This is a genomic window from Thalassospira sp., from assembly GCF_040218635.1.
GTDB lineage: Bacteria > Pseudomonadota > Alphaproteobacteria > Rhodospirillales > Thalassospiraceae > Thalassospira.
This window is the reverse complement of sequence record NZ_JAVJRB010000011.1, coordinates 537287-561065: the sequence shown is the minus strand read 5'-3', so window position 1 is coordinate 561065 and position 23779 is coordinate 537287. Positions and strand designations below refer to the sequence as shown.

Annotated in this window: 22 protein-coding genes; 9 read left to right on the top strand and 13 right to left on the bottom strand. The window is 52.6% G+C overall.

Annotation, left to right across the window (positions count from 1 at the left end):
- Positions 1 to 17: 17 nt before the first annotated feature.
- The 4 genes from phnD (at position 18) to RIC05_RS13785 (ending at position 3412) form a co-directional block, all read left to right on the top strand.
- Positions 18 to 1034, top strand: a complete 1017-nt coding sequence (gene phnD, locus RIC05_RS13800; RefSeq protein WP_350041216.1) for a phosphonate ABC transporter substrate-binding protein — start codon at positions 18 to 20, stop codon at positions 1032 to 1034.
- 69 nt (positions 1035 to 1103) lie between these two features.
- Entirely contained in the window at positions 1104 to 1916 is an 813-nt protein-coding gene (gene phnE / locus RIC05_RS13795) for a phosphonate ABC transporter, permease protein PhnE (RefSeq protein ID WP_350041217.1), read from the top strand.
- Positions 1917 to 1919: 3 nt separating this feature from the next.
- Positions 1920 to 2567 (top strand): LbetaH domain-containing protein, encoded by a 648-nt coding sequence (locus RIC05_RS13790; RefSeq protein WP_350048084.1) that lies wholly within the window; start codon positions 1920 to 1922, stop codon positions 2565 to 2567.
- A 146-nt stretch (positions 2568 to 2713) separates the two neighbouring features.
- Entirely contained in the window at positions 2714 to 3412 is a 699-nt protein-coding gene (locus tag RIC05_RS13785) for a DUF1045 domain-containing protein (RefSeq protein WP_350048086.1), read from the top strand.
- A 62-nt stretch (positions 3413 to 3474) separates the two neighbouring features.
- Here RIC05_RS13785 and phnN read toward each other — a convergent pair whose 3' ends face one another.
- From phnN to phnG, 8 genes are read right to left on the bottom strand one after another with little or no spacing between them, the layout of a single operon-like run.
- Positions 3475 to 4080, bottom strand: coding sequence for a phosphonate metabolism protein/1,5-bisphosphokinase (PRPP-forming) PhnN (gene phnN / locus RIC05_RS13780; protein ID WP_350048088.1), 606 nt, complete (start codon positions 4078 to 4080; stop codon positions 3475 to 3477).
- Complete coding sequence (locus RIC05_RS13775; RefSeq protein ID WP_350048090.1) at positions 4077 to 5219, bottom strand: alpha-D-ribose 1-methylphosphonate 5-triphosphate diphosphatase; 1143 nt, start codon at positions 5217 to 5219, stop codon at positions 4077 to 4079. The genes phnN and RIC05_RS13775 overlap by 4 nt, the downstream gene beginning before the upstream one ends.
- Positions 5212 to 5916, bottom strand: coding sequence for a phosphonate C-P lyase system protein PhnL (gene phnL / locus RIC05_RS13770; protein ID WP_350048092.1), 705 nt, complete (start codon positions 5914 to 5916; stop codon positions 5212 to 5214). The genes RIC05_RS13775 and phnL overlap by 8 nt, the downstream gene beginning before the upstream one ends.
- Positions 5917 to 5931: 15 nt before the next feature.
- The gene (gene phnK, locus RIC05_RS13765) at positions 5932 to 6714 is read right to left on the bottom strand and encodes a phosphonate C-P lyase system protein PhnK (RefSeq protein WP_350041223.1); all 783 of its coding nucleotides are present in this window, start codon (positions 6712 to 6714) and stop codon (positions 5932 to 5934) included.
- Entirely contained in the window at positions 6714 to 7640 is a 927-nt protein-coding gene (locus tag RIC05_RS13760) for an alpha-D-ribose 1-methylphosphonate 5-phosphate C-P-lyase PhnJ (RefSeq protein WP_350048094.1), read from the bottom strand. The genes phnK and RIC05_RS13760 overlap by 1 nt, the downstream gene beginning before the upstream one ends.
- Positions 7641 to 7644: 4 nt before the next feature.
- On the bottom strand, positions 7645 to 8778 hold the full coding sequence (locus RIC05_RS13755; RefSeq protein WP_350048096.1) for a carbon-phosphorus lyase complex subunit: 1134 nt from the start codon (positions 8776 to 8778) through the stop codon (positions 7645 to 7647).
- Between the two features lie 2 nt (positions 8779 to 8780).
- Complete coding sequence (phnH, locus tag RIC05_RS13750; protein WP_350048098.1) at positions 8781 to 9389, bottom strand: phosphonate C-P lyase system protein PhnH; 609 nt, start codon at positions 9387 to 9389, stop codon at positions 8781 to 8783.
- Positions 9386 to 9886: a phosphonate C-P lyase system protein PhnG gene (gene phnG, locus RIC05_RS13745; protein ID WP_350048100.1), complete on the bottom strand. Its 501-nt coding sequence runs from the start codon at positions 9884 to 9886 to the stop codon at positions 9386 to 9388. The genes phnH and phnG overlap by 4 nt, the downstream gene beginning before the upstream one ends.
- Positions 9887 to 10019: 133 nt before the next feature.
- On the opposite strand from phnG, the gene phnF reads away from it, so the two are divergent.
- A complete protein-coding gene (gene phnF, locus RIC05_RS13740) occupies positions 10020 to 10733 on the top strand; it encodes a phosphonate metabolism transcriptional regulator PhnF (RefSeq protein ID WP_350048102.1) in 714 nt (237 codons plus the stop codon).
- A 15-nt stretch (positions 10734 to 10748) separates the two neighbouring features.
- On the opposite strand, the gene RIC05_RS13735 is transcribed toward phnF, so the two are convergent.
- The gene (locus RIC05_RS13735; RefSeq protein WP_350048104.1) at positions 10749 to 12998 is read right to left on the bottom strand and encodes a tetratricopeptide repeat protein; all 2250 of its coding nucleotides are present in this window, start codon (positions 12996 to 12998) and stop codon (positions 10749 to 10751) included.
- A 71-nt stretch (positions 12999 to 13069) separates the two neighbouring features.
- The gene (locus RIC05_RS13730) at positions 13070 to 13705 is read right to left on the bottom strand and encodes a trimeric intracellular cation channel family protein (protein ID WP_350048106.1); all 636 of its coding nucleotides are present in this window, start codon (positions 13703 to 13705) and stop codon (positions 13070 to 13072) included.
- Between the two features lie 330 nt (positions 13706 to 14035).
- On the opposite strand from RIC05_RS13730, the gene RIC05_RS13725 reads away from it, so the two are divergent.
- Positions 14036 to 15706 carry a diguanylate cyclase domain-containing protein gene (locus RIC05_RS13725; protein ID WP_350048108.1) on the top strand — a complete coding sequence of 557 codons (1671 nt, stop codon included), beginning with the start codon at positions 14036 to 14038 and terminating at the stop codon, positions 15704 to 15706.
- 80 nt (positions 15707 to 15786) lie between these two features.
- The gene (map, locus tag RIC05_RS13720; RefSeq protein WP_350048110.1) at positions 15787 to 16536 is read left to right on the top strand and encodes a type I methionyl aminopeptidase; all 750 of its coding nucleotides are present in this window, start codon (positions 15787 to 15789) and stop codon (positions 16534 to 16536) included.
- A 106-nt stretch (positions 16537 to 16642) separates the two neighbouring features.
- Here map and RIC05_RS13715 read toward each other — a convergent pair whose 3' ends face one another.
- Both RIC05_RS13715 and RIC05_RS13710 read right to left on the bottom strand, forming a co-directional pair.
- Positions 16643 to 18835 carry a malate synthase G gene (locus RIC05_RS13715; RefSeq protein WP_350048112.1) on the bottom strand — a complete coding sequence of 731 codons (2193 nt, stop codon included), beginning with the start codon at positions 18833 to 18835 and terminating at the stop codon, positions 16643 to 16645.
- A gap of 253 nt (positions 18836 to 19088) precedes the next feature.
- A complete protein-coding gene (locus tag RIC05_RS13710) occupies positions 19089 to 19667 on the bottom strand; it encodes a TetR/AcrR family transcriptional regulator (RefSeq protein ID WP_350048114.1) in 579 nt (192 codons plus the stop codon).
- Between the two features lie 224 nt (positions 19668 to 19891).
- On the opposite strand from RIC05_RS13710, the gene RIC05_RS13705 reads away from it, so the two are divergent.
- Complete coding sequence (locus RIC05_RS13705; protein ID WP_350048116.1) at positions 19892 to 20863, top strand: alpha/beta hydrolase family protein; 972 nt, start codon at positions 19892 to 19894, stop codon at positions 20861 to 20863.
- 64 nt (positions 20864 to 20927) lie between these two features.
- Here the strand turns inward: RIC05_RS13705 and RIC05_RS13700 are convergent, their stop codons facing one another.
- A complete protein-coding gene (locus RIC05_RS13700) occupies positions 20928 to 22343 on the bottom strand; it encodes an MFS transporter (protein ID WP_350048118.1) in 1416 nt (471 codons plus the stop codon).
- Between the two features lie 441 nt (positions 22344 to 22784).
- Between RIC05_RS13700 and RIC05_RS13695 the strand changes: the two genes are divergently transcribed.
- On the top strand, positions 22785 to 23747 hold the full coding sequence (locus tag RIC05_RS13695) for a TAXI family TRAP transporter solute-binding subunit (RefSeq protein WP_350048120.1): 963 nt from the start codon (positions 22785 to 22787) through the stop codon (positions 23745 to 23747).
- Positions 23748 to 23779 lie beyond the last annotated feature (32 nt).

The following is a 23779-nucleotide window of genomic DNA, read 5'->3' as shown; positions in this document are numbered from 1 at the left end:
CTGACAGGGGACTTCTTATGAACGTTAAGACAATTGCATCCGCAGCATTTGCAGCCACGATGCTGGCATCTGTTGTTGCCAAAGCCGATGTTGAATTCAAGCCGCTTGAAAAAGACCCGGAAACCCTCGTTTTCGGTTTCATCTCGACTGAGTCCAGTTCCAATCTGAAAGCCCAATGGCAGCCGATGATTGACGACATGGAAGAAGCACTCGGTATGGAAATCGAGGCATTCTTCGCACCAGATTATGCCGGTATCATCGAAGGCATGCGTTTTGGCAAGGTTCACGTTGGCTGGTTCGGCAACAAGTCGGCAATGGAAGCTGTTGACCGTGCAGGCGGTGAAGTTTTCGTTCAGACGACGAAGGCAGATGGCACTGACGGCTATTTTTCCCACATCATCACCCAGGCAAGTAACGACAAGGTCAAAACCCTTGAAGACATGCTCAAATGTGATGGTTCGCTGAATTTCGGTATTGGTGATCCGAACTCGACCTCGGGCTTCCTGGTTCCGTCTTACTATGTGTTCGCCAAAAACGGTGTTGACCCGAAAGAATGCTTCAAAACCGTTCGTAACGCGAACCACGAAACCAACCTGATGGCGACTGCCAACAGTCAGGTTGATGTTGCTGCCAACAATTCCGAGCAGCTTGCACGTACCAAGATGGTCAAACCGGAAGTTACCGATAAAGTTCGTGTTATCTGGACCTCGCCGCTGATCCCGTCTGACCCGATGGTTTATCGTAAAGACATGTCGCGTGACCTGAAATCCGAAATCAAGGCGTTCTTCCTTGGTTACGGCCGTATGGGCGACACGGTTGCTGCGGAAAAAGTTCTGTCGGGTATTCAGGATGGCATGGGTAAATTCATGGAAAGCTCCAACGCGCAGCTTTACCCGATCCGTCAGCTTGCCCTGTTCAAAGACAAGTTGAAAATCCAGAACACCGAAGAGCTTTCTGCTGAAGAAAAAGCAGAGCGTGTTGCTGAGATTGACAAGAAACTGGCTGAACTCGACGTTCTGGTTTCTTACCAGTAATCGGCCTTTCGACAGGGAGTGCACCACAAGTGCGCTCCCTGTTTGCATTTACCATCCGGGATTAACACGATGAATAGCAGCATATCTTCCGCATCATCTGCCGCAACGGAACTTCCGCCGCGTGACCTTAAACGGTCGGCAATGAGCTTCCTGCTTTGGGCGATTGTTCTTGGCCTTCTGGCCTGGTCATGGGAAGGGGCGGATATGCGCCCGATGTCGCTGATTGAAAACAGCGGCAACATGGTCGACTTTGCCGATGGCTTCTTCCCACCTGATTTTCTGATGTGGAAGATGTATGTCGAAGAAATGTGGATCACCATCCAGATCGCGATCTGGGGAACGGCATTGTCCATCGTCTGTTCCATTCCGTTTGGCATTCTAAGTTCGGAAAATATCGTCCCGGTCTGGGTATATCAGCCGGTACGTCGCCTGATGGATTCCTTCCGCGCGATCAACGAAATGGTCTTTGCCATGCTGTTCGTGGTGGCCGTCGGTCTTGGTCCGTTTGCCGGTGTTCTTGCGCTTTGGATTCATACAACCGGTGTTTTGGCCAAACTGTTTTCCGAGGCGGTTGAGGCCATTGACCCTGAACCGGTTGAAGGTATTCGGGCAACCGGTGCCAACGCGCTGCAGGAAGTGATCTTTGGCGTTATCCCGCAGGTCTTGCCACTTTGGATTTCCTATTCGCTTTATCGGTTTGAATCCAATGTCCGTTCGGCAACCGTTCTTGGCATCGTTGGTGCGGGTGGTATCGGCATGGTTCTGTGGGAATATATCCGCGGGTTCTATTATGCGGAAACGGCTGCTGTCATGATCATCATCATCATTTCGGTCAGTTTGCTCGATATGGTTTCACAGCGTCTGCGTAAACTGGTGACCTGATCCATGGGCTTTCATATCACGCAGGCCAAACCGGCCATGAAGGCACTGTCACAAGAACCGACCATTGATCAGACGGCCATCGTAGTAGATTGCGACATGGGGATGTGGACCGAAGTTGGTCCGCGTACCTCGGTCCGGGAAACAAAAATGGATGATTATTCCTATGTCGTGAATGACAGCGAAATCATCTATTCCGACATTGGCAAGTTTGTAAATATCGCGGCCCATACCCGGATCAATCCGGGGCAACATCCGATGGACCGGGCATCGATGCATCACTTTCAATATCGTTCCAGTGCCTATGAACTTGGGGACGATGACCCAAGCTTTTTCGACTGGCGTCGGGAAAAGCGGGTGAAGCTTGATCATGATGTATGGATTGGTCACGGGGCGATTGTTCAAGGCGGGGTAACGATCGGGATTGGATCGGTCGTTGGATCCGGTGCGGTGGTGACGAAAGACGTCGCCCCCTACACGATTGTAACGGGTGTTCCGGCCGCACCGCTGCGACCACGGTTTGAGGCCGATATCATCGATGCCCTGTTGCGCATTCGATGGTGGGACTGGAACCATGAAATGCTGCGCGAAAGTCTGAACGATTTTCGCGCCCTGCCAGTCCGGGAATTTTGCCTGAAATACGATACGATCTAAGGGATCATATTTCGTGGATGCGCTGAAACATATGCCGGAGGTAAAGTGACCTCCGGCATTTTTCATCAATTTCAAAGTTGCGTTGCATCACCAGGCTTCCCAAACTGCATTTACGTTGTTCAAAGCCAGCCTTTCAAAGAGTTTTCATGACCGATTTTCAACGTTACGCGATCTATTTTGCCCCAAACCCGCAAAGTGCTCTTGGGCAGTTTGGGGATGCCTGGCTTGGCCGGGATTGCATCAGTGGTGCTGATGTTGCGCGACTGAACGTCGATGGTCTTGATCCCGGCGAGATTGCCACGGCGACAACATCGCCGGTGCGGTATGGTTTCCACGGCACCCTAAAACCCCCTTTTGCCCTGCGGCCCGGTTACAGTCGTTCTGATCTGGAAGCGGCGATCAACACATGTTGTGCAAAAGTTTCGCCGGTTTTGTGCGGACCTTTGATGTTGAAAGCCATCGGGCGTTTCTTGGCGTTGGTGCCGACCGATCCGGTTGCGCCATCGGGTGGTCTGGCGGCGTCTTTGGTCCGGGGTCTTGATGATTTTCGGAAACCAGAAGATGAAGCGGCGATGAATAAACGCCGTGCGGTGGGGCTGACAGATCGGCAGGAAGCTTATCTGACCCGGTGGGGTTATCCTTATGTGATGGAAGAATTCCGTTTCCACCTGACCCTGACCAACAAGCTTGAAACCGATCAGGTCGACCGGTTTGAAAGCGCCCTTAAACCGGTTGTCGCACCACTGTGCAAAGAGCCATTTGCAATCGCGGATGTCTGCCTGTTTGGTGATCCGGGGGGCGGTAAACCTTTCCGGCTTTTAAGCCGGTTCGCCCTGACGGGATAACAAAAATGCTGCAGCAAAACACTGCAGCATTTTTTGTGAAATAGAGTGGCCCGGATCCGACGTTACGCCCGATTGGCAATCGGCATGGGCATTTCAATAGCCTCGATGAACCGCGTAATCCCGGTTTCCAAATCCCCGTCATTATCGACATGAACGATATTGTCGCCATCCACATGATAGGCGGATGCACGGGCCAAGCGGCGTTCGATATCAAGGGCATCTTCACGCCTGCGGGCATGAAGGCGTTGGCGCAACACATCAATATTGGCGCGGATGCTGACCACCCGGACATTGTCCCGACCGACAAGACTATGGGCATCGTCAATCACGCTGCGCGATACATTGACGATGACGGTCTTGCCCGATGCGACATCATCCTGAACATGGCGCGGAATGCCATAGCACAGACTATGTGCCTTCCAGCTTAGCAGAAAGGCACCTTGTCGTGCCATCTGACCGAAATCTTCCGGTCTTACGGGAATATGGGCTTCCCCAATTGCGCCAGCTGGACGGGTGATGCAGCGGCGCGGAAAGCAAATATGGGGGGTGTTGCTCAGACGATCGCGCGCTGCATCAAGAAGCGTGTCCTTGCCGACCCCGCTGGGGCCGACAACGAGGACAAGAAGTCCAGATTGGAGGGCGCCATCTTTTGCATGGCGCCCCGTCATGATACGCGCCGGCCTTGACGCCAGACACCGCGCACGATCGGGTGATGCGGTGAATGATGCACCCGGATCAGATCGCCGCGTTTGCCAATCGCAATTTCGCCGCGATCGGTCAGGCCAACATGGGTTGCCGGGTTGAGGGAAATGGTGCGAATGGCGCGGGGTAAATCATACCCGTCAAAGTCATCAAACAGCTTCATCGCGCCATGCAGCAAGCTGTGCGGGACATAGTCGCTGGAAATAATGTCAAGATAGCCGTTTTTGGCCAGATCACCGGCGGCAACATTGCCGCTATGAGATCCGCCACGCACAAGGTTCGGTCCGCCCATCATGACGCCAAGCCCTCCTTCATGAGATGCCTTGGCAGCTTCAAGGGTTGTCGGGAACTCTGCCACGGTCATTTTATCTTCAACGGCCTCGGCGACATGGGCCGTCGTCGCGTCATCATGACTTGCAAGGGCAAGACCCTTGGCATGGGCGGTTTCGACAACATGACGGCGATGCTTTACCGAATAAAGTTCGGCATCGCGTTTGCGCGTCGCAATGAATTTGCGCATATCATCGTCGCTGAGGCCGTATTTCCCCTGATAATAGGTGTAATAGGCATCCAGACTGACAAACTGGCGTTGGCCCGGGGTGTGATCCATCACCGACAGCATTTTGACCAATGGCATATCGACAAGTTTGCCAAGGGCCTCGATCATGCCGGGGAAAGATGTTTCACAGCGCAGATGCAATTTATGGTCGGCACGCAAAAGATCATTGTCCTGGGCATGGCCAAGGGCCTCGACCGATTCAACCAACCGAACAATCCGCTCGGACCCTTCATTGACATCACCAATCGATACAGCATCAAACACCGTTGTGATCCCGGCACTGGCAACCTGATTGTCATGGGCAACCACGGCGGCCGTTGCGGGCCAGCGGGTTTTGGGGCGCGGGGTCAGGTGTTTGTCGAGATTATCGGTATGAAGTTCGACCAGACCGGGCATGAGGTAATCCCCGCCCATGTCTTCCGCTCCCGGAAGGTTCGAGGGCCGGTCGGAAACATCCGTGATCAGGCCGTCTTTGACCTGAACCGAACCGTCAATGACTTCATTGGCCAGAACAAGTTTGGCGTTGGTAAAAATCTGTTCAGTCATTGGCCCCAACTTTAAACGAAGTCACATCAAACGACCCGGTGCAAACGGCATCACGGGTCTCGTGGTCATGGAAAATGCCGGCAATGGCAGCACCGCGTTTCTTGGCTTCTTCAATCAATTCCAGAACAGTGGCACGATTTTGGGCGTCAAGCGATGCGGTCGGTTCATCAAGCAGCATGATGGGATAATCGGCAATGAAGCCGCGTGCAATGTTCACACGTTGCTGCTCCCCACCGGAAAAGGTCAATGGGGAAAGCTGCCACAGACGTTCGGGGATACGCAGGCGGGTTAAAAGATCACGCGCCTTGTCCATCGCCGCTTCGCGTGATGTGCCCAATGCGACAAGCGGTTCAGCGACAATTTCAAGGGTCGGAACACGCGGGATCACGCGCAAGAACTGGCTGACATAGCCCAATGTGCGTTTGCGAACATCAAGGATCGAATGCGGGTTGGCGGTCGTTAGGTCAAGCCAGCCGCCATCATGAAGAACCTTGATGGAGCCTTGTGAACATGTGTAATTGGCATAAAGCATGCGCATGAAGGTACTTTTTCCCGATCCGGATTCCCCGGTCAGCGCGATGCATTCCCCGGCCGACAGGCCAAATTCCACGCCTTCAAAAACCGGAATTGTCACGCTGCCTTGGGTATGGAGCGTAAAGCTTTTGGCGACGTTATGAGCATGAAGCATTTCAGACATTTTCTGCGCCCCGGTCTAATTCTGAAGAATGGAAGAAACAAGCAGCTGGGTATAGGCATGCTGCGGGTCATCAAGGACCTGATCGGTCAGGCCATGTTCAATGACCTTGCCCTGTTGCATCACCATCAGCCGGTGCGACAGAAGACGTGCGACCGCCAAATCATGGGTCACAATAATCACCGCCAGATTAAGGTCGTGAACCAGCCCGCGCAGCAGATCGAGCAATCTGGCCTGAACAGAAACATCCAGGCCACCCGTGGGTTCGTCCATGAAGACGAGGCGCGGGCTGGTTACGAGGTTGCGGGCAATTTGCAGACGTTGCTGCATTCCCCCCGAAAAAGTTGACGGCAAATCATCAAGACGTTCTGACGCGATTTCGACCTTGCCCAGCCAGTTATCGGCATTTTGGCGAATATTGCCGTAATGACGATCGCCGATGGCCATCAGGCGTTCACCGATATTGGCCCCGGCACTGACATTCATCCGAAGACCGTCGCGCGGGTTCTGATGCACGAACGCCCAGTCGGTGCGCATCAAAAGGCGGCGCTGGGCTTCGGACATCTGATAGACATCGCGGGTGCCATCAATGCGGGTTTGATATTCAACAACGCCTTTGGTCGGTTCCTGCTGGGCGGAAATGCTGCGCAGCAAAGTTGACTTGCCTGAACCGGATTCTCCAACAATGCCAAGAACTTCACCCGGACGGAGTTCAAAGCTGACATCCTTACAGCCAACCCGATCGCCATACATCATGGTCAGGTTGTCAACACGCAGAAGCGGATCATTCATGCTGGTCATTATTCTGCTGCCTTTCCGCTCTGGGAGCTGCCAAGGGGTTGGTCATGATGTTGCGGGCCGCGATGGCCTGCTTCCTGGCGTTCTGCGCAGTAATCGGTGTCGGAACAGACAAACATGCGGTTGCCCTTGTCATCGAGGATGACTTCATCAAGGTAACTGTCACGCGCACCGCACATGCCGCATTCATCTTCCCAGGTCTGGACGTCAAACGGATGATCTTCGAAATCGAGGCTTTTGACCTTGGTGTAAGGTGGGAGGGCATAGATGCGTTTTTCACGCCCGGCACCAAATAACTGCAAGGCCGCCATATCGTTCATTTTCGGGTTGTCGAATTTGGGTGTCGGGGACGGATCCATGACATAGCGATCATCAACCATCACCGGATAGGCATAGGTGGTGGCGATGTGGCCATGACGCGCGATGTCTTCATACAATTTCACATGCATCAGGCCATATTCTTCAAGCGCGTGCATTTTGCGCGTTTCGGTTTCACGCGGCTCCAGAAAACGAAGCGGTTCAGGGATTGGCACCTGATAGACAAGAATCTGATCTTCGCGCAGTTCCTTTTCCGGAATGCGGTGACGGGTCTGAATGATCGATGCCTCGGCGGTTTTTTCCGTGGTGGCAACATTGGCGGTCTTGGCAAAAAACTGGCGGATTGATACTGCATTGGTGGTGTCATCTGCACCCTGATCAATCACCTTCAATGTATCATTCGGGCCAATGACGGCGGCAGTCACTTGAACGCCACCGGTGCCCCAGCCATAGGGCATTGGCATTTCGCGGCCCGCGAACGGCACCTGATATCCCGGAATTGCAACGGCTTTAAGCAGTGCACGCCGGATCATGCGTTTTGTTTGTTCATCAAGATAGGCGAAATTATAGGCCGTTGCCCGATCCGCCGGACTATGTGCAGTTTGTTCCATGGGGTTACTCCGCGGCTTTGGGTTGGGATTTGGCGTCTTCGTCGTCAAGCTTGGCAAGGCGTTCTTCGACTTCGGCCCGCATGCGGCGCACCAGTTCAAGTTCACCCTGGAAATCGACATAGTGTGGCAGCTTGATATGTTCGACAAAGCCGGTGGATTGCACATTGTCGCTGTGTTCCATAACGAACTCGCTATCCTGTGCCGGACCCATGATCTGTTCGCCCATTTCATTGGCGCGCATGGCCCGGTCAACCAGTGCCATCGAAATGGATTTGCGTTCGTTTTGACCAAATACAAGCCCGTATCCACGGGTGAATTGCGGCAGTTTGGTTTTCGATCCTTTGAACTTGTTGACCGTTTCACATTCGGTCAGTTCGATATCGCCAATATCAATCGCAAAGCCCAGTTCTTCGGGCTCGATTTCCACCGACACCGTGCCATAGCGGATTTCACCGACAAAGGCGTGGCTGTTGGCATAGCCGCGCTGGGTGGAATACCCCAATGCCAGAACAAACCCTTCGTCGCCACGCGACAGGTTTTGCAGGCGCAAATCGCGACCTGCCGGGAACTTAACCGGTTCACGGGTTAGATCGGCAACCGGGGCATTTTCATCAACCGGGGTCGGTTCATCCTGAATCAGGCCTTCGTAATTCAGGATGTCATCCAGAACACGCGGCATGTTTTCATCAACCGGGAAATCACCGCTTGGTGCGTCGGCCGGTTCTTGGCCATTGGCCATCAGGGTGAAGTCCAAAAGTCGGTGGGTATAGTCAAAGGTCGGGCCCAAAATCTGCCCACCCGGAAGGTCTTTAAAGGTTGCGGAAATACGGCGCGATATGTCCATTTCTGCGGTTTTGATCGGCTTTGAAAAGGCAAAGCGCGGCAAGGTCGTGCGATAGGCACGCATCAGGAAGATGGCCTCGATCAAGTCACCGCGGCCCTGTTTGATGGCAAGGGCGGCAAGATCGCGGTCATAAAGCGACCCTTCGGCCATAACGCGCGTTACCGACAGTGAAAGTTGTTGTTCGATCTGAACGGTTTGGATTTCCGTGACGTCTTTATCGCCCCGGCGCTGTTCTGCCAGCAACCGGTGGGCATTGTTGATGGCACGTTCGCCACCTTTAACGGCAACATACATGATTAATTGACCTCAACCTTGGTGGTGCGCGAAAGGGCGGCGATCTTGGTGGGACTTGCGAAGATCACATCAACACCGCAGGGGAAAAGATGATGGTTATCGGCCCGCCAGGCATGGAAATCTGCCGTAAGACCTTTGACCTCAAGATCATGGCTGTCTTTGATGCCCGGACCCATAAGCGTCATGGAGGGGGCATTGGTGATATCGTCGACCATCAGGATCAAAGTGGCGGATTGATCGGGATATTCGGCATTCCCCACCGAAAGATCGGTGATGAAAGATAAATCGTCCTCAATCTTTGCGACGGCAAAATCAGCCTGTGTGACGTCGGTTGTAATCGGACAGCCGCAATGGAATTTCAAATGACTGGTTGCCGGTTTGCCCGCGCAGGATGGAGACAGCCAGATGGTGGTGTCCATGTCGGCCATGGCAAGCAGGGTTGCCGTGGTGGTTGCGTTCAACCCGTCAGGGGACGCAATTGTAAGTGGCAGGTCATAAATGCGGCCCGGACGCGACATGGCATCAAGCAGGATCCGAAATACCGCGTTTGAATCAAATGCTGCGTGTTCAAAACCCGGGAGCACTTCAGTTGTCTGGAGCTGTACGGTCATTCGTCTTCTCCGCGGACAAGGGTAAAGAAATCAACTTTGGTGGCGGCAACCTTGCGGGCATGATCGCGTTTGGCGTTTGCCTGTGTTTCGGCCAGATCATCGATGAAATTGCTTGCCGATCCATCACGCAACATGATCGCGTCAAACAGGGCGGCATATTGCGCCTGCACCCGGTCGCGACCTTTGACATAGGAATGGCCGACTGTTCCGTCTGATAATGTGACGGCACAGCGTGTCACGGTCATTTCGCCAAGGTTAAAACGTTGTCCGGCCCCGCCGGCACGACCGCGAACCATCACCATACCGATCTGGGGCTCACGCAGATGGGTCCAGTTCTCGTTGCCGTATTGCGCAGACCACTGGGTTTCAAGAGTGATGCGTGGTGTGCGGCCAAGAACAGACATCCAGCGTTGCCGCGCGACAGTTGCTGCATCGGTAGTCTCATTTGGGTTTTGACCTTGGCCGGGCCGGTCGGTCGGGGCGGTTTGCACCGTCATCAATCTGATCCTTCTTTCCTACAACTCGACAAATGTTAAATTTGTCTAGACATCTATACATATTGACGTTATAAGACGATCCATCGACCTTGGCAAAGGTCTTGCGGTGAAAGTTTTGTGAACGGGGAATGTAATGGATTGGGAACCGGGGCTATCTATCTGGAAGCAAATTGAAAAGCAGCTTCTAAGCGACATCTCGGAAGGTGTGTTTGCCCCCGGTGACAAGATGCCGACCGAAATGGAAATGGTCCGGCGCTTTGGGGTAAACCGCCACACAGTGCGACGCGCCATGTCCGCACTTGTCGATTCGAACGTTGTCCGGGTCGAACAGGGCCGCGGTGCCTTTGTACAGGAACAGATCCTTGATTATCCGCTGGGTTCAAAAACACGGTTTTCCCAGATCGTTTCAGGTCGTCATCGTTTGCCAGACAAAAGATTGGTGTCGCACGAAGTGCTAAAAGCCAGTGCCGCCGTTGCGCAACATCTTGATGTTAAACCCGGCACGCGTGTGATCGAGCTTTTTTCCGTTTCCGAAGCTGATGGCGTGCCCCTTGCCGTGTCGACAAGCTATCTGCCTGCGGGGCGATTTGACGGCATTGTCGAGATTTTCATGGAAACCAAATCACTGACCGAGGCATTGAAGCGTTTCGGGATTGATGACTATAGCCGTAAAACCACGCGCATTTCGGCCACCTTGCCGTCTTCACGGGTGGCAAGCCTGCTTAAACAGGCCAAGAACCGCCCGGTGATCTCGACCGAAAGTGTCGATGTTGATTCTGCAGGCGTGCCAATTGAATACGGCGTGACTGCCTTTTCAAGCGACCGGGTTCAGTTGATCGTCGAGTAGGTCGGTGGTTTGTTGTCAATTTGCCGGTTTTCTGCACCAGAACTGATACATGCCGCGGAAGGTGTCCGGGCGCTGTGTTTCGTAATCGTGCCAAAGCAGAAGCTTTTCATTTGATGGCCGGCCGGAAATTGAGTCCCTGAACCTGATCAGATCGCCGGCGAAGGCCATCTCAAAATCCAGAAATTCAAGCTGTAGCTTTTCAAGATGCTTTTGGACCATCGGAAGGCTGAACCGGTGTTCTTGCACATGAAAGATCAAGTCGCGAAATGCGCTCAGGCTGAAGAAATCGCTGCGACGGCTTAGCTGCTGCAAGTCCGGGTTTCCTTTGGTAGCCTCTTCAATCACAAACTGTCGACACTTGCGCATATCGTCGGTCGTTGCGGAGAAACCTTGTTCTTTGACAATTTGTCGGCCTGCGACGACATCTTTGCGTGCAAGTTCGCTATATAGACCAATTTTCATGAGTCCACCTGGACGAAGCAGCTTGGTCAAAACTTGCCAACCCGCCATAGGGTCTTCCAGATGATGCAAAACGCCAACACATTCGACGACGTCAAAGCTTCGGTTCAAGGCGGAAAGCTCAAGGATGTCTGCACGACCAAATTCTATGTTGGTGACACCAAGTTTTTTACTTTGGCGTTGCGCATAGGCAAGGCTGCTTGTGCTTAGGTCTATTGCTGTAACGCGCGCATTGGAAAGGCGCGTTGCAGGTTGAAGCGCGTGTTGCCCGGTCCCGCATCCGGCAACAAGAATCTCAGGGGAAGCAGGGGCTTTGTAATCTGCCAAATTCATGTTTAGTGGCGCTGATTGGAGGCATTCAGAAACGGATCTTGGATTGGTGACCGTCGTCGTATGAATCCAGCGTGGATACGGGTTTTCTTCATATTGGGAACGGACGGCTTTGGAAACGTCGTTTGAGCTTCCTGTCCAATCAGGAATGCTGTTGCGTATTGATTGTTCTTCACATGGTTCTCGAACTTGCCGGGTAAGCACTTTTTCCATGTCTGGTGAAAAAGCGCTGTCTAAGAAATCGTTGGCTTCAAATACCTTAAAGAGTGGTTCGTAACAGCCAAGCAATGCGAGTTTGGCAGGGTCGACTGAATGACCTTCGTTAATTTCGTCGCGAAGATGCTGTTTCAGTTTTTCTAGTTGCGTTTCTTCTTCTTGTGAAACGAGATAAGTATATTCCGTATTGAAGCATTGCAGGGCAAGGGCGCAAACAAACGGAATCTTGATCTCGTCAATTGGAGTAGAGCTAAGCAAGATATGCTGTCGTAAGGTTGTGAGAACTTTTTCGATCAGAATATTGGTAACCGGGTAGTCTGAAAGCAGTCGCAGCAGCAAAGGCATTTGCACAAGTTGGTTGATATCTTTTGATATCGTTGCAACAGGGATTGTTTCTGCGGTGACATGTCGGGCATATCGACTAATGATCTCGCGAAAGGCAGGCTTATGGAATAAGGCGCCTGCGATCGGCATCATAAGGTCATGCGGGGCGTGATCACCTTTCGCCATTATGATTTCAAGCTTGTCTTCCACATTGCCAGCAGGTGTCGGGAGTAACCCGTTAATACATGCACAAAAGGCTGCCCAGTGGCGGTTTTCACCCGGTTCGATACAGATTGCGAGGCTATTGAATTCCATTGCCTCGCGAAAACGGTTCTGGAACTGAAATGCGATGCCAGTATCGGTTTGCAGATTGGCATCTCTGGCATTGATCGAAAGTGCCTTTTCGAAAATCAAAAGCGCCTTGTCTGGTTGATCCATATGGAGCAAAGCATTTCCATAGGATTTCAAGACTTCAACGTGCTTGGGTGCATGCGAAAGGGCGGTTTGAAAATAGCCAATTGCCTCAGAAAATTTCTGCCGGTTAAAACAAATTAATCCCAGATTTCGGTAGGCTTCTACATTGTCAGGTTTCTGCTTTATCGCGGCCTGAAAATGTATTTCAGCTTCGTCGAACCGATTAAGTGAACAAAGTGTGGCCCCAAGACTATTTTGTGCCGACGGATTGTTCGGGTTTATTTCCAGCGACCTTTGAATATAGCCGGCGGCGTCTGACAAGGCATTCTGCTGACGTAGGCATAAGCCAAGGTAATGCAAAGCATCCACATGTTTCGGATCTTTACCAAGGACCGACTTATACAGTGCTTTAGCATCTTCCAGACGGCCTGTTTTCTGCGCAATTGTGGCGAGTTCAAACAGTTCTTCGGCTGTTTTCGAGCTATCCGTATTCATCGATCCACCGGTGCCTTCATGCGTCATAACGTCCGCCTTATTTTAATTCTGAAGCATGTGAAATCCGTTGGTTATTTGTTCAGCCTAAGGTCTGAAAGTTAATATTCACGACCGGGGCGGGCTTTATAAACCGGGAAGCTGATGCGGAACTTGATCGCGCTGGCGCGCAGTATGAATGACGCAAAGAATGCGATTGCGCCAACCGGACCACGCGGCAATTCCAGAATGGCGGTGCCAAGCACATAGATGCTGGCGCCCAATAATGCGCAGCTGATGTAAATTTCCGGCCGCAGGATAAGTGGAATTTCATTACAGACAACGTCACGCACCATGCCGCCAAATGTTGCGGTGATCATGCCAAGAATGATGGCAACCAATGGTGAAACGCCAAGGTTAAGGCCAATCGCTGCCCCGGTGACACCAAACAGGGACAGTCCCAGCGCATCAAGCCAAATCAGGGCAACGTAGCGCCGTTCAACCAGATGGGCGGTGAAATAGGTAAAGATCGCAGCCCCGATACAGGTCACAAGCCAGGTCGGGTCCTTGATCCAGAAAACCGGCGTTGCCCCGGTAATCACATCACGGACAGTGCCGCCGCCAATTCCGGTAAAGGTCGCGATCAGGACAAAACCAACGACATCCATCTGTCGGCGAGATGCTTCAAGTGCACCTGTAATGGCAAAGACAGCAACTCCGGCCAGTTCAAGCCAATAGATGATCTGGATAATGGTCATGATGTCCTGTCTGGCTTGTCTGCTGTACAAAATGTGGCGGCGTTGGCAAAACGACCTGCCGGGAAACCGATGTTACGATCAATCGTCTGATTTTCAAGCATTTCATCAAGTTCAAGTCCTGTGGTTTTGCCCAACACACCGGGATATGGTGCGATTTAAAGATTCATCGTTCGTTTCGGGAGCCTTGGCATTTTTGTTTTTAGACTTCTTCAAAACCGTCTGTGTGATGCTTATATGCTCGAACATATACGCGGCAGGTAAATTGCTGTGTGCCACAGGTTCCACCGAAAATAATAAGGGGCCGTGGTCAGGAGAGTGAGGGAATTCGTTGTGAAGAATTGGCTGCGGGTGGGAATTCGCGTGCAGATCGCTTTGGCAACAGCGTTGCTGGTTGTTGGCCTGGCCGTTCTCATGAGTTTCGTGATTGGCAAAAGATCAGGGACAGATTTGCAAGAGCAGATCGGTCTTGGTGTGTCTGATATTGCCTTGCAGATGGCAGACGAGCTAGACCGCACGATGTGGACCCATCGTGGTGAAGTTTCTGTTCTCAGTACGCTAAGCACCATACGTGAACTTGAAGATACCCACGAAATTTCAAATATTATCAACAGGCTGCGCCGAGAATTGCCCATCTTTACATGGATCGGGATTCTTGATCATGAAGGTACTGTCGTTGCCGCGACCGGCGATTTGCTGGTTGGTGCCAATATCTCCCAGCGCCCTGTTTTCCAGTATGGAAAGAACGGGCAGTTCATCGGGGATGTCCACGATGCCAAACTTCTTGCCGAGAAATTCCCGCTTTATAATGGCGAGCCAATCCAGTTCGTTGATATCGCAGTTCCGCTGATCAATGACGATGAGGAACTTACCGGCGTTTTCGCCACGCATCTTAGTTGGGAATGGGCTGATACGGTTCGTCGGACCTTGTTTAGTGGTCAAGGCATCCACCGGAATGTCGATATTTTCGTGATCGCGGAAAACGGGACTGTTTTGTTGGGCGAGGACGACGCATCGGCAGGAACGTCATTGAATATTGATGCACTTCAGGAAGCTCAACGTGGCCATATTGGCTGGAAAATCAATACATGGCCGGATGGCAATGAATATCTGACAGGCTATGCACCGGCGGACGGACATCTTGATTATCCCGGGCTGAACTGGTCGATCCTGGTCCGTCAACATGTTGAAGAAGCCCTTGCACCCGTTCATAATTTGCGTCGGGATATTCTTATTTGGGGGCTGATGCTTGCGGTGGTGTTTAGTGTTATCGCGTGGTGGGGGGCTGGTTTCTTTGTCGGGCCGATTGGCCAGATTGCCAATTCGATCGAGGCGATGAAACGCGGTGAAATTGATCAGTTGCCTGACGTGCATGGCGCACGTGAAATCAATATTCTGTCGAAAAGTTTGCAAGCCCTTTTGGCCAAGCTGACTGAAAAGGATGTTGCACTTGGCGAGATGGAACATATCGCCCATCACGACAAACTGACGGGGCTTGGCAACCGTTTGGCGCTGGATGCCTATTTCGAACATGCCATTGCCCGTGCAAACCGCGAAGAAACCGAAGTCGCCATCCTGATGATGGATCTGGATGACTTCAAACCAATCAATGACAAATATGGTCACGGGGCTGGTGATGATGTGTTGCGCGAAGTTGCAAAACGATTGCGCCGCTGTGTGCGCGGTGGTGACCTTGTGGCGCGCCAAGGTGGCGATGAAATGGTAATTGTCTGCAATATTGAGCGTGATGGTGCGACCGAGGCAACCATGCTGGCCGAACGGATTCTTCATGAAATCCTGATGCCCTTCATTACCGGCGGTAGTCGGGTTTCGATCCAGATGAGCATCGGCATCAGCCTTTACCCAGCGCACGGTACCAATCCAGAAGAACTTCTTGAGCAGGCGGACACCGCGCTTTATGCGGCCAAGGCGCGCGGTAAAAACGGCTATGTGATGTATTCGGAAACGGACATGATTTCCCATGATAGTTCATCACGGGCATAAACCGCGATGTCGAGATATCACTGACTGCTGAAGAAACAGGTTTTCTTGACTTTAAGGATCGGCATCGTAATAAGCAGTTTATGACAATTTCATCGGAAAAAGAACTCGACCACATGCGCCGGATTGGGCGCATTTGTGCACGTGTCCGTGATGTAATGGGGGCTGCTGCGGTTCCGGGAATTACCACGGCGGAACTTGATCATATTGGCCGCAAAATTCTTGAGGATGCCGGCGCAATTTCTGCACCGGAAAGTGAATATAAATTCCCCGGTGCAACATGTATCAGCGTGAACGAAGCTGTCGCGCATGGCATTCCCGGCGATCAGGTTCTGGCCGATGGTGATCTGGTCAATATTGATGTATCGGCGTCTTTGGATGGGTATTTTTCCGATACCGGGGCCAGTTTCATCTGCGGGACGGCAAAGCCGGAAATTGCCAAGCTTTGCGATGATGGAAAAAAGGCCATGTGGGCAGGGATCAAGGTGGTGCGCGACAAAGCACCAATCCGTGAAATCGGCCTTAAGGTTGAAAGTTTCGCCCGCAAAGGTGGCTACACCCTGATCCGCAATCTGGCCAGTCATGGGATTGGCAAATCCCTGCATGAACATCCCCACACCATCCCGACATGGGATGACCCCAAAGAACGTCGCGTCCTTAAAAAGGGGCAGGTGATCACGATTGAGCCGTTTCTGTCCTATGGCGCGAAATGGGCGGTCGATAGTGAAGATGGCTGGACGCTGTTTGCCGATACCGGCGATGCAACCGTTCAGTATGAACACACTCTTGTCGTCACCAATAATGGCTATGAGATCATGACGCTGGCTGGATAAGCCAAATAATATGCTGCGCTTTATGTTGCAGCATTTTTTGTAAAGAAAAAGCCGCCCGGATCAACCGGACGGCTTTTATTTCGGGTCAGTTTAATCGACAGATCGATCAGACGCCGTATTTTGCCTTTGCTTCGCGACGACGTGCGTGCAAGACCGGTTCGGTATAGCCGTTTGGCTGTTCGCGTCCTTTGAACACAAGATCACAGGCCGCCGCAAAGGCAACATTGCCGTCAAAATTCGGTGCCATATTGCGATAGGTCGGATCACCGGCATTTTGTTTATCAACAACCGCTGCCATGCGTTTCAGGGTTTCCATCACCTGTTCTTCGGTGCAAAGCCCATGATGCAGCCAGTTGGCAATATGCTGACTGGAAATGCGAAGTGTTGCACGGTCTTCCATCAGGCCAACATCATTGATGTCGGGCACTTTGGAACAGCCAACGCCGCTATCAATCCAGCGGACAACATAGCCAAGAATACCTTGGGCGTTGTTGTCGAGCTCTTCCTGAATTTCGCTTGGCATCGGTTTGATATCGCCAAGGCGCGGGATTGCCAGAATGTCATCAAGGCTGGCACGTTCGCGTTTGCCGATTTCATCCTGAACCGCACGGACATCAACCTGATGATAGTGAATGGCGTGCAGGGTGGCGGCCGTTGGGGACGGAACCCATGCGCATTTCGCACCGGCTTTGGGATGGCCAATCTTGACTTGCATCATTTCGGCCATGCGGTCCGGTTTGGCCCACATGCCTTTACCGATCTGGGCAACGCCTTTCATGCCGCATTGAAGACCGACATCCACATTCCAGTTTTCATAGGCTGAAATCCAGTATTGGTCTTTCATTGCTTCTTTGCGAACAACCGGGCCTGCTTCCATGCTGGTGTGGATTTCATCGCCGGTACGGTCAAGGAAGCCTGTATTGATAAACACAACGCGGTCCTTGGCCGCACGGATGCATTCTTTAAGGTTCACTGTGGTGCGGCGTTCCTCATCCATGATGCCGACCTTAAGCGTGTTTTCCGGAACATTGATCGCACCTTCGACAAAGGCGAACAGGTCAGTGGTCAGTTCGACTTCTTCGGGGCCGTGCATTTTCGGTTTAACGATATAGACGCTGCCATGGCGCGAGTTGGCCAGTTCGTTCTTGCCTTCGACGTCATGCTTGGCAATCAGGCCCGTGATCATGGCATCAAGGAAGCCTTCAGGGACTTCATTGCCATTGGCATCGAGAATCGCATCGGACGTCATCAGATGTCCGACATTGCGCACCAGCATCAGGCTACGCCCCGGCAGAACAACTTCGTGACCATCAACACCCTTATAGGTGCGGTCCGGGTTCAGGCGACGGGTGACGGTCTTGCCACCTTTCTCGAATTTTTCTTCGAGCGTACCTTTCATCAGGCCAAGCCAGTTGCGATAGGCAAGAACCTTGTCTTCGGCATCGACTGCGGCGACGGAATCTTCGCAATCCTGAATGGTTGTGACAGCCGATTCCATGATCACATCGCAAACGCCCGCAGCATGTTCCTTACCAATCGGGTGGGTTGGATCAATGCAGATTTCGATATGCAGGCTGTGTTTCCGAAGCAGGATTTCAGAAAGCGCGCCGTTCTTTTCATTGTAACCAATGAATTGGGATGGCTGTGCCAGCGCACTTTCACTGCCATCGGACAAGGTCACAACCAACGTCCACCATCCTGAACCATCGTCGCGGACTTCATATTTGGTGACGTCGGAATGATGCCCGGTTGCAAGCGGTGCGGCTTCATCAAGGAAGTTCGCGGCATAGGCAACCACGGCAGCACCGCGTTTGGGGTTAAAGCCCTTGGTCTTTTCCTTTCCGTCGGCATCATCAATGACGTCCGTGCCATAGAGCGCGTCATACAGGCTGCCCCAGCGGGCATTGGCGGCGTTAAGGGCATAGCGGGCATTCATCACCGGCACGACAAGCTGCGGGCCAGCAACCCGGGCAACTTCCGGGTCAACATTGGTGGTGCCGATATAGAAATCATCGCCTTCTGGCAGAAGATACCCGATCTCGGTCAGGAATTCTTTGTAGGCAGCCGGATCGCGGGGCTGGTCCTGACGTGACAGATGCCATTGATCAATTTTGGCCTGAAGATCATCACGTTTGGCCAGAAGCGCTTTGTTACGTGGGCCAAGGTCGGTGACGAGTTTTTCAAACGACGCCCAGAACTGATCAGCATTGATCTCCGTTCCCGGAATGATTTCGTTGGCAACCAGATCATGCAGAACTGCAGCAATCTGAAGGCCGCCTTTTTGAATACGTTGGGTCATGTTTTCTCTCACCAGACTTGGAACCTTCGCGGGGGGACTGGATGCACCCAACCGACGGGGTGCGTATCCATAGAACTTTTCCGCGCTATCATTTGACCCAACATATGGGCAGGAATGCCGGTGGGTCCACAGCAGGTTTTGTTATTTTGGGATGTTTTCCGCATTATGGAACGAAGTCCATTAAGCGCTGCACATGCGAAAGATCGCTGAATTTCCCGATCAACGCGCGTTCTTACACCAAACGCAAATCCGACTATTTCGCGGGACTCGCGGGTCTGTAACGCAACCCGTCAATCAAAAGGTCTACCATACGTCGTGTATGGTCCGCACCATCGGCGTCTGCCGCAACGGAAAGATTGCCAATTGCGCGAAGCAAATCAAATGGGGCAATGCCTGCGCGAATTTCACCGGCATTGACGGCGGCGTTAAGTAATGTCTCAAGCGCAGGTTCAAAATTGGCCCGAAAATAGGCGGGTAAGGCATCAAAAGCCGGATCCCCAGAATGCAGGGCGCTGGCAAGACCACGTTTGGTCGTCAAGAAGGCGGTGTAACGACGAAGCCACAGTATGAGCGCATCGCCCGGCGTGTTGTTCGCGGCCAAGGTATCGGCTTCGGCGGTGCAAGCATCAACCTCACGGCGGAAAACGGCGGCGACAAGGTCAGATCGCTTGGGGAAGCGGCGGTAAAGTGTGCCGACTCCAACCCCGGCCTTCGCAGAAATTTCCCGCACAGGCGCATCCACACCCGATTTTGCAAAGATCTCTTTGGCGGCTTCAAGCACGGCATCTTCATTACGCTGTGCGTCAGCGCGGACACGTTTTTTTTGTGACATATCAATGTCGTGTGGGGTTACTTCCCCTTTTTCTGCCTCGGCCAAATGCTTCTCCATGCGCAGTCAAACAGCCATCATTCCGCATTATCTCTTGATAAACGGATCAGTGTTCCATATATGAATTTTACAAACGGATCGATGTTCCATTTATTTATGGATCAGTGTTCCGCTTCGACGTTATAGGCGAAATTATATTTCTTTGCCACGAAAACCAGGAGTTCCCCTTGAACAATCTTATCAAAGCAGCGACGCATATTCCTTGTTCAGAGCCATGCCAAACGATCTCTGTCAGTCCGGTCATTCTTGACGCGCCGAATCGTGGATTGCCGATCGCATTGCGGATTACGGCACCAGTCACGGGTGATCGGCTTCCGATTATTTTGCTGTCTCATGGTCATGGACCGTCGCTTTATATTCCGTCAAAGGATGGGTATGGGCCGCTGGTGGATTTTTATGCGGCGCATGGGTTTGTTGTGATCCAGCCAACGCATGCGAATTCAAAGGTCGCTGGTCTTGATCCAAGCGCGCCGGGTGGTCCGTTATTCTGGCGATCAAGAGTGGCGGACATGAAACAGATCATTGATCAGCTTGACGAAATTGAGGCCGCTGTCCCGGCGATTGCAGGGCGTCTGGATCATGGCCGGATCGCGGCAATCGGACATTCAATGGGTGGCCAAACGGTTGGTATGTTGCTGGGCACCCGACTAACCGACATATCCGATGATACGGCTATTGATGTGAATGTGATTGAACCGCGCATTACCGCGGGGGTTCTTTTGGCGGCACCGGGCAATGGCGGTGACAGCCTTAGTGATTTTGCGCGTGAAAACTATACAGCGCTGAACCCGGATTATTCACATCTAAGCACAAAGACACTGGTTGTTGTGGGTGACAGTGATGTGAACCCGAACCTGACCACGCGCGGTGCGGCTTGGCATACGGATCCCTATCATCTTGGTCCGGGGGCGGATGCGCTATTGACCTTAATTGGGGGGAAGCACGGCCTTGGCGGTGTCGCAGGGTATGACGCAAAGGAAACAGATGATGAAGATCCTGATCGTCTTGCCATCGTGCAGCGGATGACATGGGCCTATTTGCGTTCGGCCCTTTATGATGGCGATCAATCTTGGCCTTTGGCGTGTGCGGCACTTAAAGATCATGCCAACGCCCATGCGTATGTTGATCTGAAACCATAAGATCGATCAGATCAAAAGCATTCAGGCTGCATCGCTTATGGGATCGCAACCTGAATGCTTGATCCTAGTTCTTTTTGGATCGTTCGGTCGTTTCGTTCGGACCATCTGTTTCATCGACGGGGACTTGGCCAAAATCATCGGGATGGGCAGTGCCATCAGGGGTCAGAAACGCGTCAGGATTGTCAGCGGCTGTGTTTTCGTCTGTCGTGCTGGTCGCGACGATCGGGTTGCCGTCTTCATCGGTTTCATCCGTGATCGGGGACAGCTCGAACGCCATTGGCGTTGTTCGCGGAACGGCAACGAACTGCCCTTGTTCTTCGATGCTGATACGACGGCCAAAGCCAGCACGGTAAATGGCAAAACTTGCAACAGAGATACCGACGATCGAAAAGAAGACCGGCATCGCCCACGGCCCGAAATACCCAATCGCCGTACCGCCCAAAAGCGGGCCAGATGCGGCAGACCCACCGTAAATGATCAACAGACCACCCGACGCCGGAACGATGTCTTCGGGATTAAGGTAGTCATTCACATAGGCCACAGCCAATCCATAGATCGGCATGATGAAAACGCCTGTGATGCCGCCCCAAAGGGTCAGGTTTTCACGGGCAATTTCCGGGATGGCAAGCGGGATCAGACCACAGACACCAAGACCCAGCAAAACGACAATCATGACATATTGGCGCGGTACCATGTCCGAAAGTTTGCCAATCGGGAACTGCATGATCATGCCGCCCAGAATGACAAAGAACATGAAATAGGCAACGTCATTGGTCGCAAGGCCAAGGTCAGCGGCAAAGACCGGACCAACACCATAAATCGCACCGGAAAGTACACCCGCACCGGATGCGGCAACAAAACCAAGCGGGGAAATTTTATAAAGGCGCCGGAATGTCATGCGCTCGCCACTCACAGCGGCAGGCGGTGGCTGACGGGTCAGGGCAAGTGGCACCAATGAAAGTGACAGCAAAACAGATGCGACGGTAAATAGCTCAAACCCGCTGATCGGCGAGACGTTAAGCATCAACTGACCAATCGCAAGACCGCCAAGTGAGACGGTCATGTAAATCGCAATCGTGCTTCCGCGCGACGTATTGTCAGACTGTGCATTCAGCCAGCTTTCCACCACCAGATACAAACCCGACAGGCAAAGCCCCGTCATGGCGCGGAAAAGCGACCAGGTGATTGGATCAACAAATACCGCATGCAGCAATGTGATGGCAGAGCCGGTCGATGCAAGAGCGGCAAAGGTCCGGATATGACCAACCCGGTTCACAAGGCTTGCGCCCCAGATGATCCCGGCGACAAAACCGACATAATAGGATGCCATGATGATACCGGTATAGATCGGTGCAAACCCCTCGGCCGAGGCGCGCAGTGCCAGCAGTGATGATTGCAGGGATGAGCCCGTGTTAAGTGCAAAGGCGGCAAAAAGCGTTGCAGACAATGCAATAATCATGGCGACCGGCGAACGCGGCATGGCTTCCTCGTCAGGTTTTCGGTAAAGCAGGTCTACCCTGCGGCAATGGCGTGAAACCTGTCAATCCTTACAACACTTTGATGTGGAAGGATTAACCGTGCATCTTGGCTCTAACGCCGTCCTGCATAAGAAGTTCCATTCGAATTCGTAGGCTTCCTTTAGGCCCGAACCTTGCCCGCGAACAGCGTCGGTTTTGCACAACTGGCATGTGAAAACCGGACCGCTTTGCGGTATTTTATGCCATCGGGCTCGTGCAAATCGGTACAAGCCGCTTGACCTTGGGCAGCTTGATGCTTTCTATGTCTGGGAAATTGGTTCTTTTTGCCAAAACCTTCCTGCAACATGGTTGGATTTTGCGTTTATCGCCATCAGCGGACCGGTTCGCCCCCAAGTTCGGTAGTCAAAGCCGACCTGCGAGCCACCACACAAGGGGAGGAAACCTTGAAAATCTTACGTACATTCGGCGTTCTCACTGCCGGCATCATGGCCCTGTCTGTTGCAACAGCAGCACAGGCCGAAACCCGTGTTACCCTGAAATCGGCCAAAGCAGCTTCATCTTATTATCAGATGGCCGCCCAGTTCGCCGAAGCAATGAAAACCGGCACCGATGGTGACGTGATCGTCACGGTCGAAGAAAGTCAGGGTTCGGTTCAGAACGTCATGGAAGCCATGGTGCGTTCGGGCAATTATGTTTTCACATCTCCCCCCGGTCTGGTTGGTTTGGCCCAAAATGCCAAAGGTCCGTTTGAAGGTCGCCCGACCGAAAAGTTTCAGGAAGTGCGCGCCCTGTTCCCGATCCCGTCTTTGACGATGCATTTCGTGATGCGTGCGGATTCCGGCGCAACCGATTTCGCCGGTCTTGAAGGCAAAACCATTCTGTTGGGCAAGGGTTCCTTTGGTGCAAGCGAAGGTGAAAAATACCTCAACCTGTTTGGTCTTGAAGGTAAGGTCGAACTGGCCGATGCCGAACTTTCCAATGCGGTTGCTGCCCTTAAAAACGGTCAGATCGATGGTTTCGTAACGGCCGGTTCATGGCCTGCGCCGAACGTGATCGAAGCTGCGGCTGGAACGGATGTGACTGTTCTGTCCTTGTCAGATGAACAGCTTGCCCTGACCAAACGCGACAAGACGGTTATTCCGGCGGGCACCTATAGCGGACAGGATTCCGATATCACCACGGCATCGCTTTCGGTTGTGGCCTTTGCCACCACCCAGATGGACGACGAAACTGCTTATCAGTTGACCAAAACCTTTTGGCAGCAAAAAGCAAAGATGGGTGAAAGCTCGTCCTGGTGGAACGGTGTTGCACCGGAAATGCTGGGCAATATCGGTGGGAAAATCCACGCTGGTGCCCTGCGTTATTACGCCGAGTCAGGCTTCCCGGTCCGTGATGATCAGCGTTAAGGCCTGATCCATCCAGAAAATGACAGGCCCGG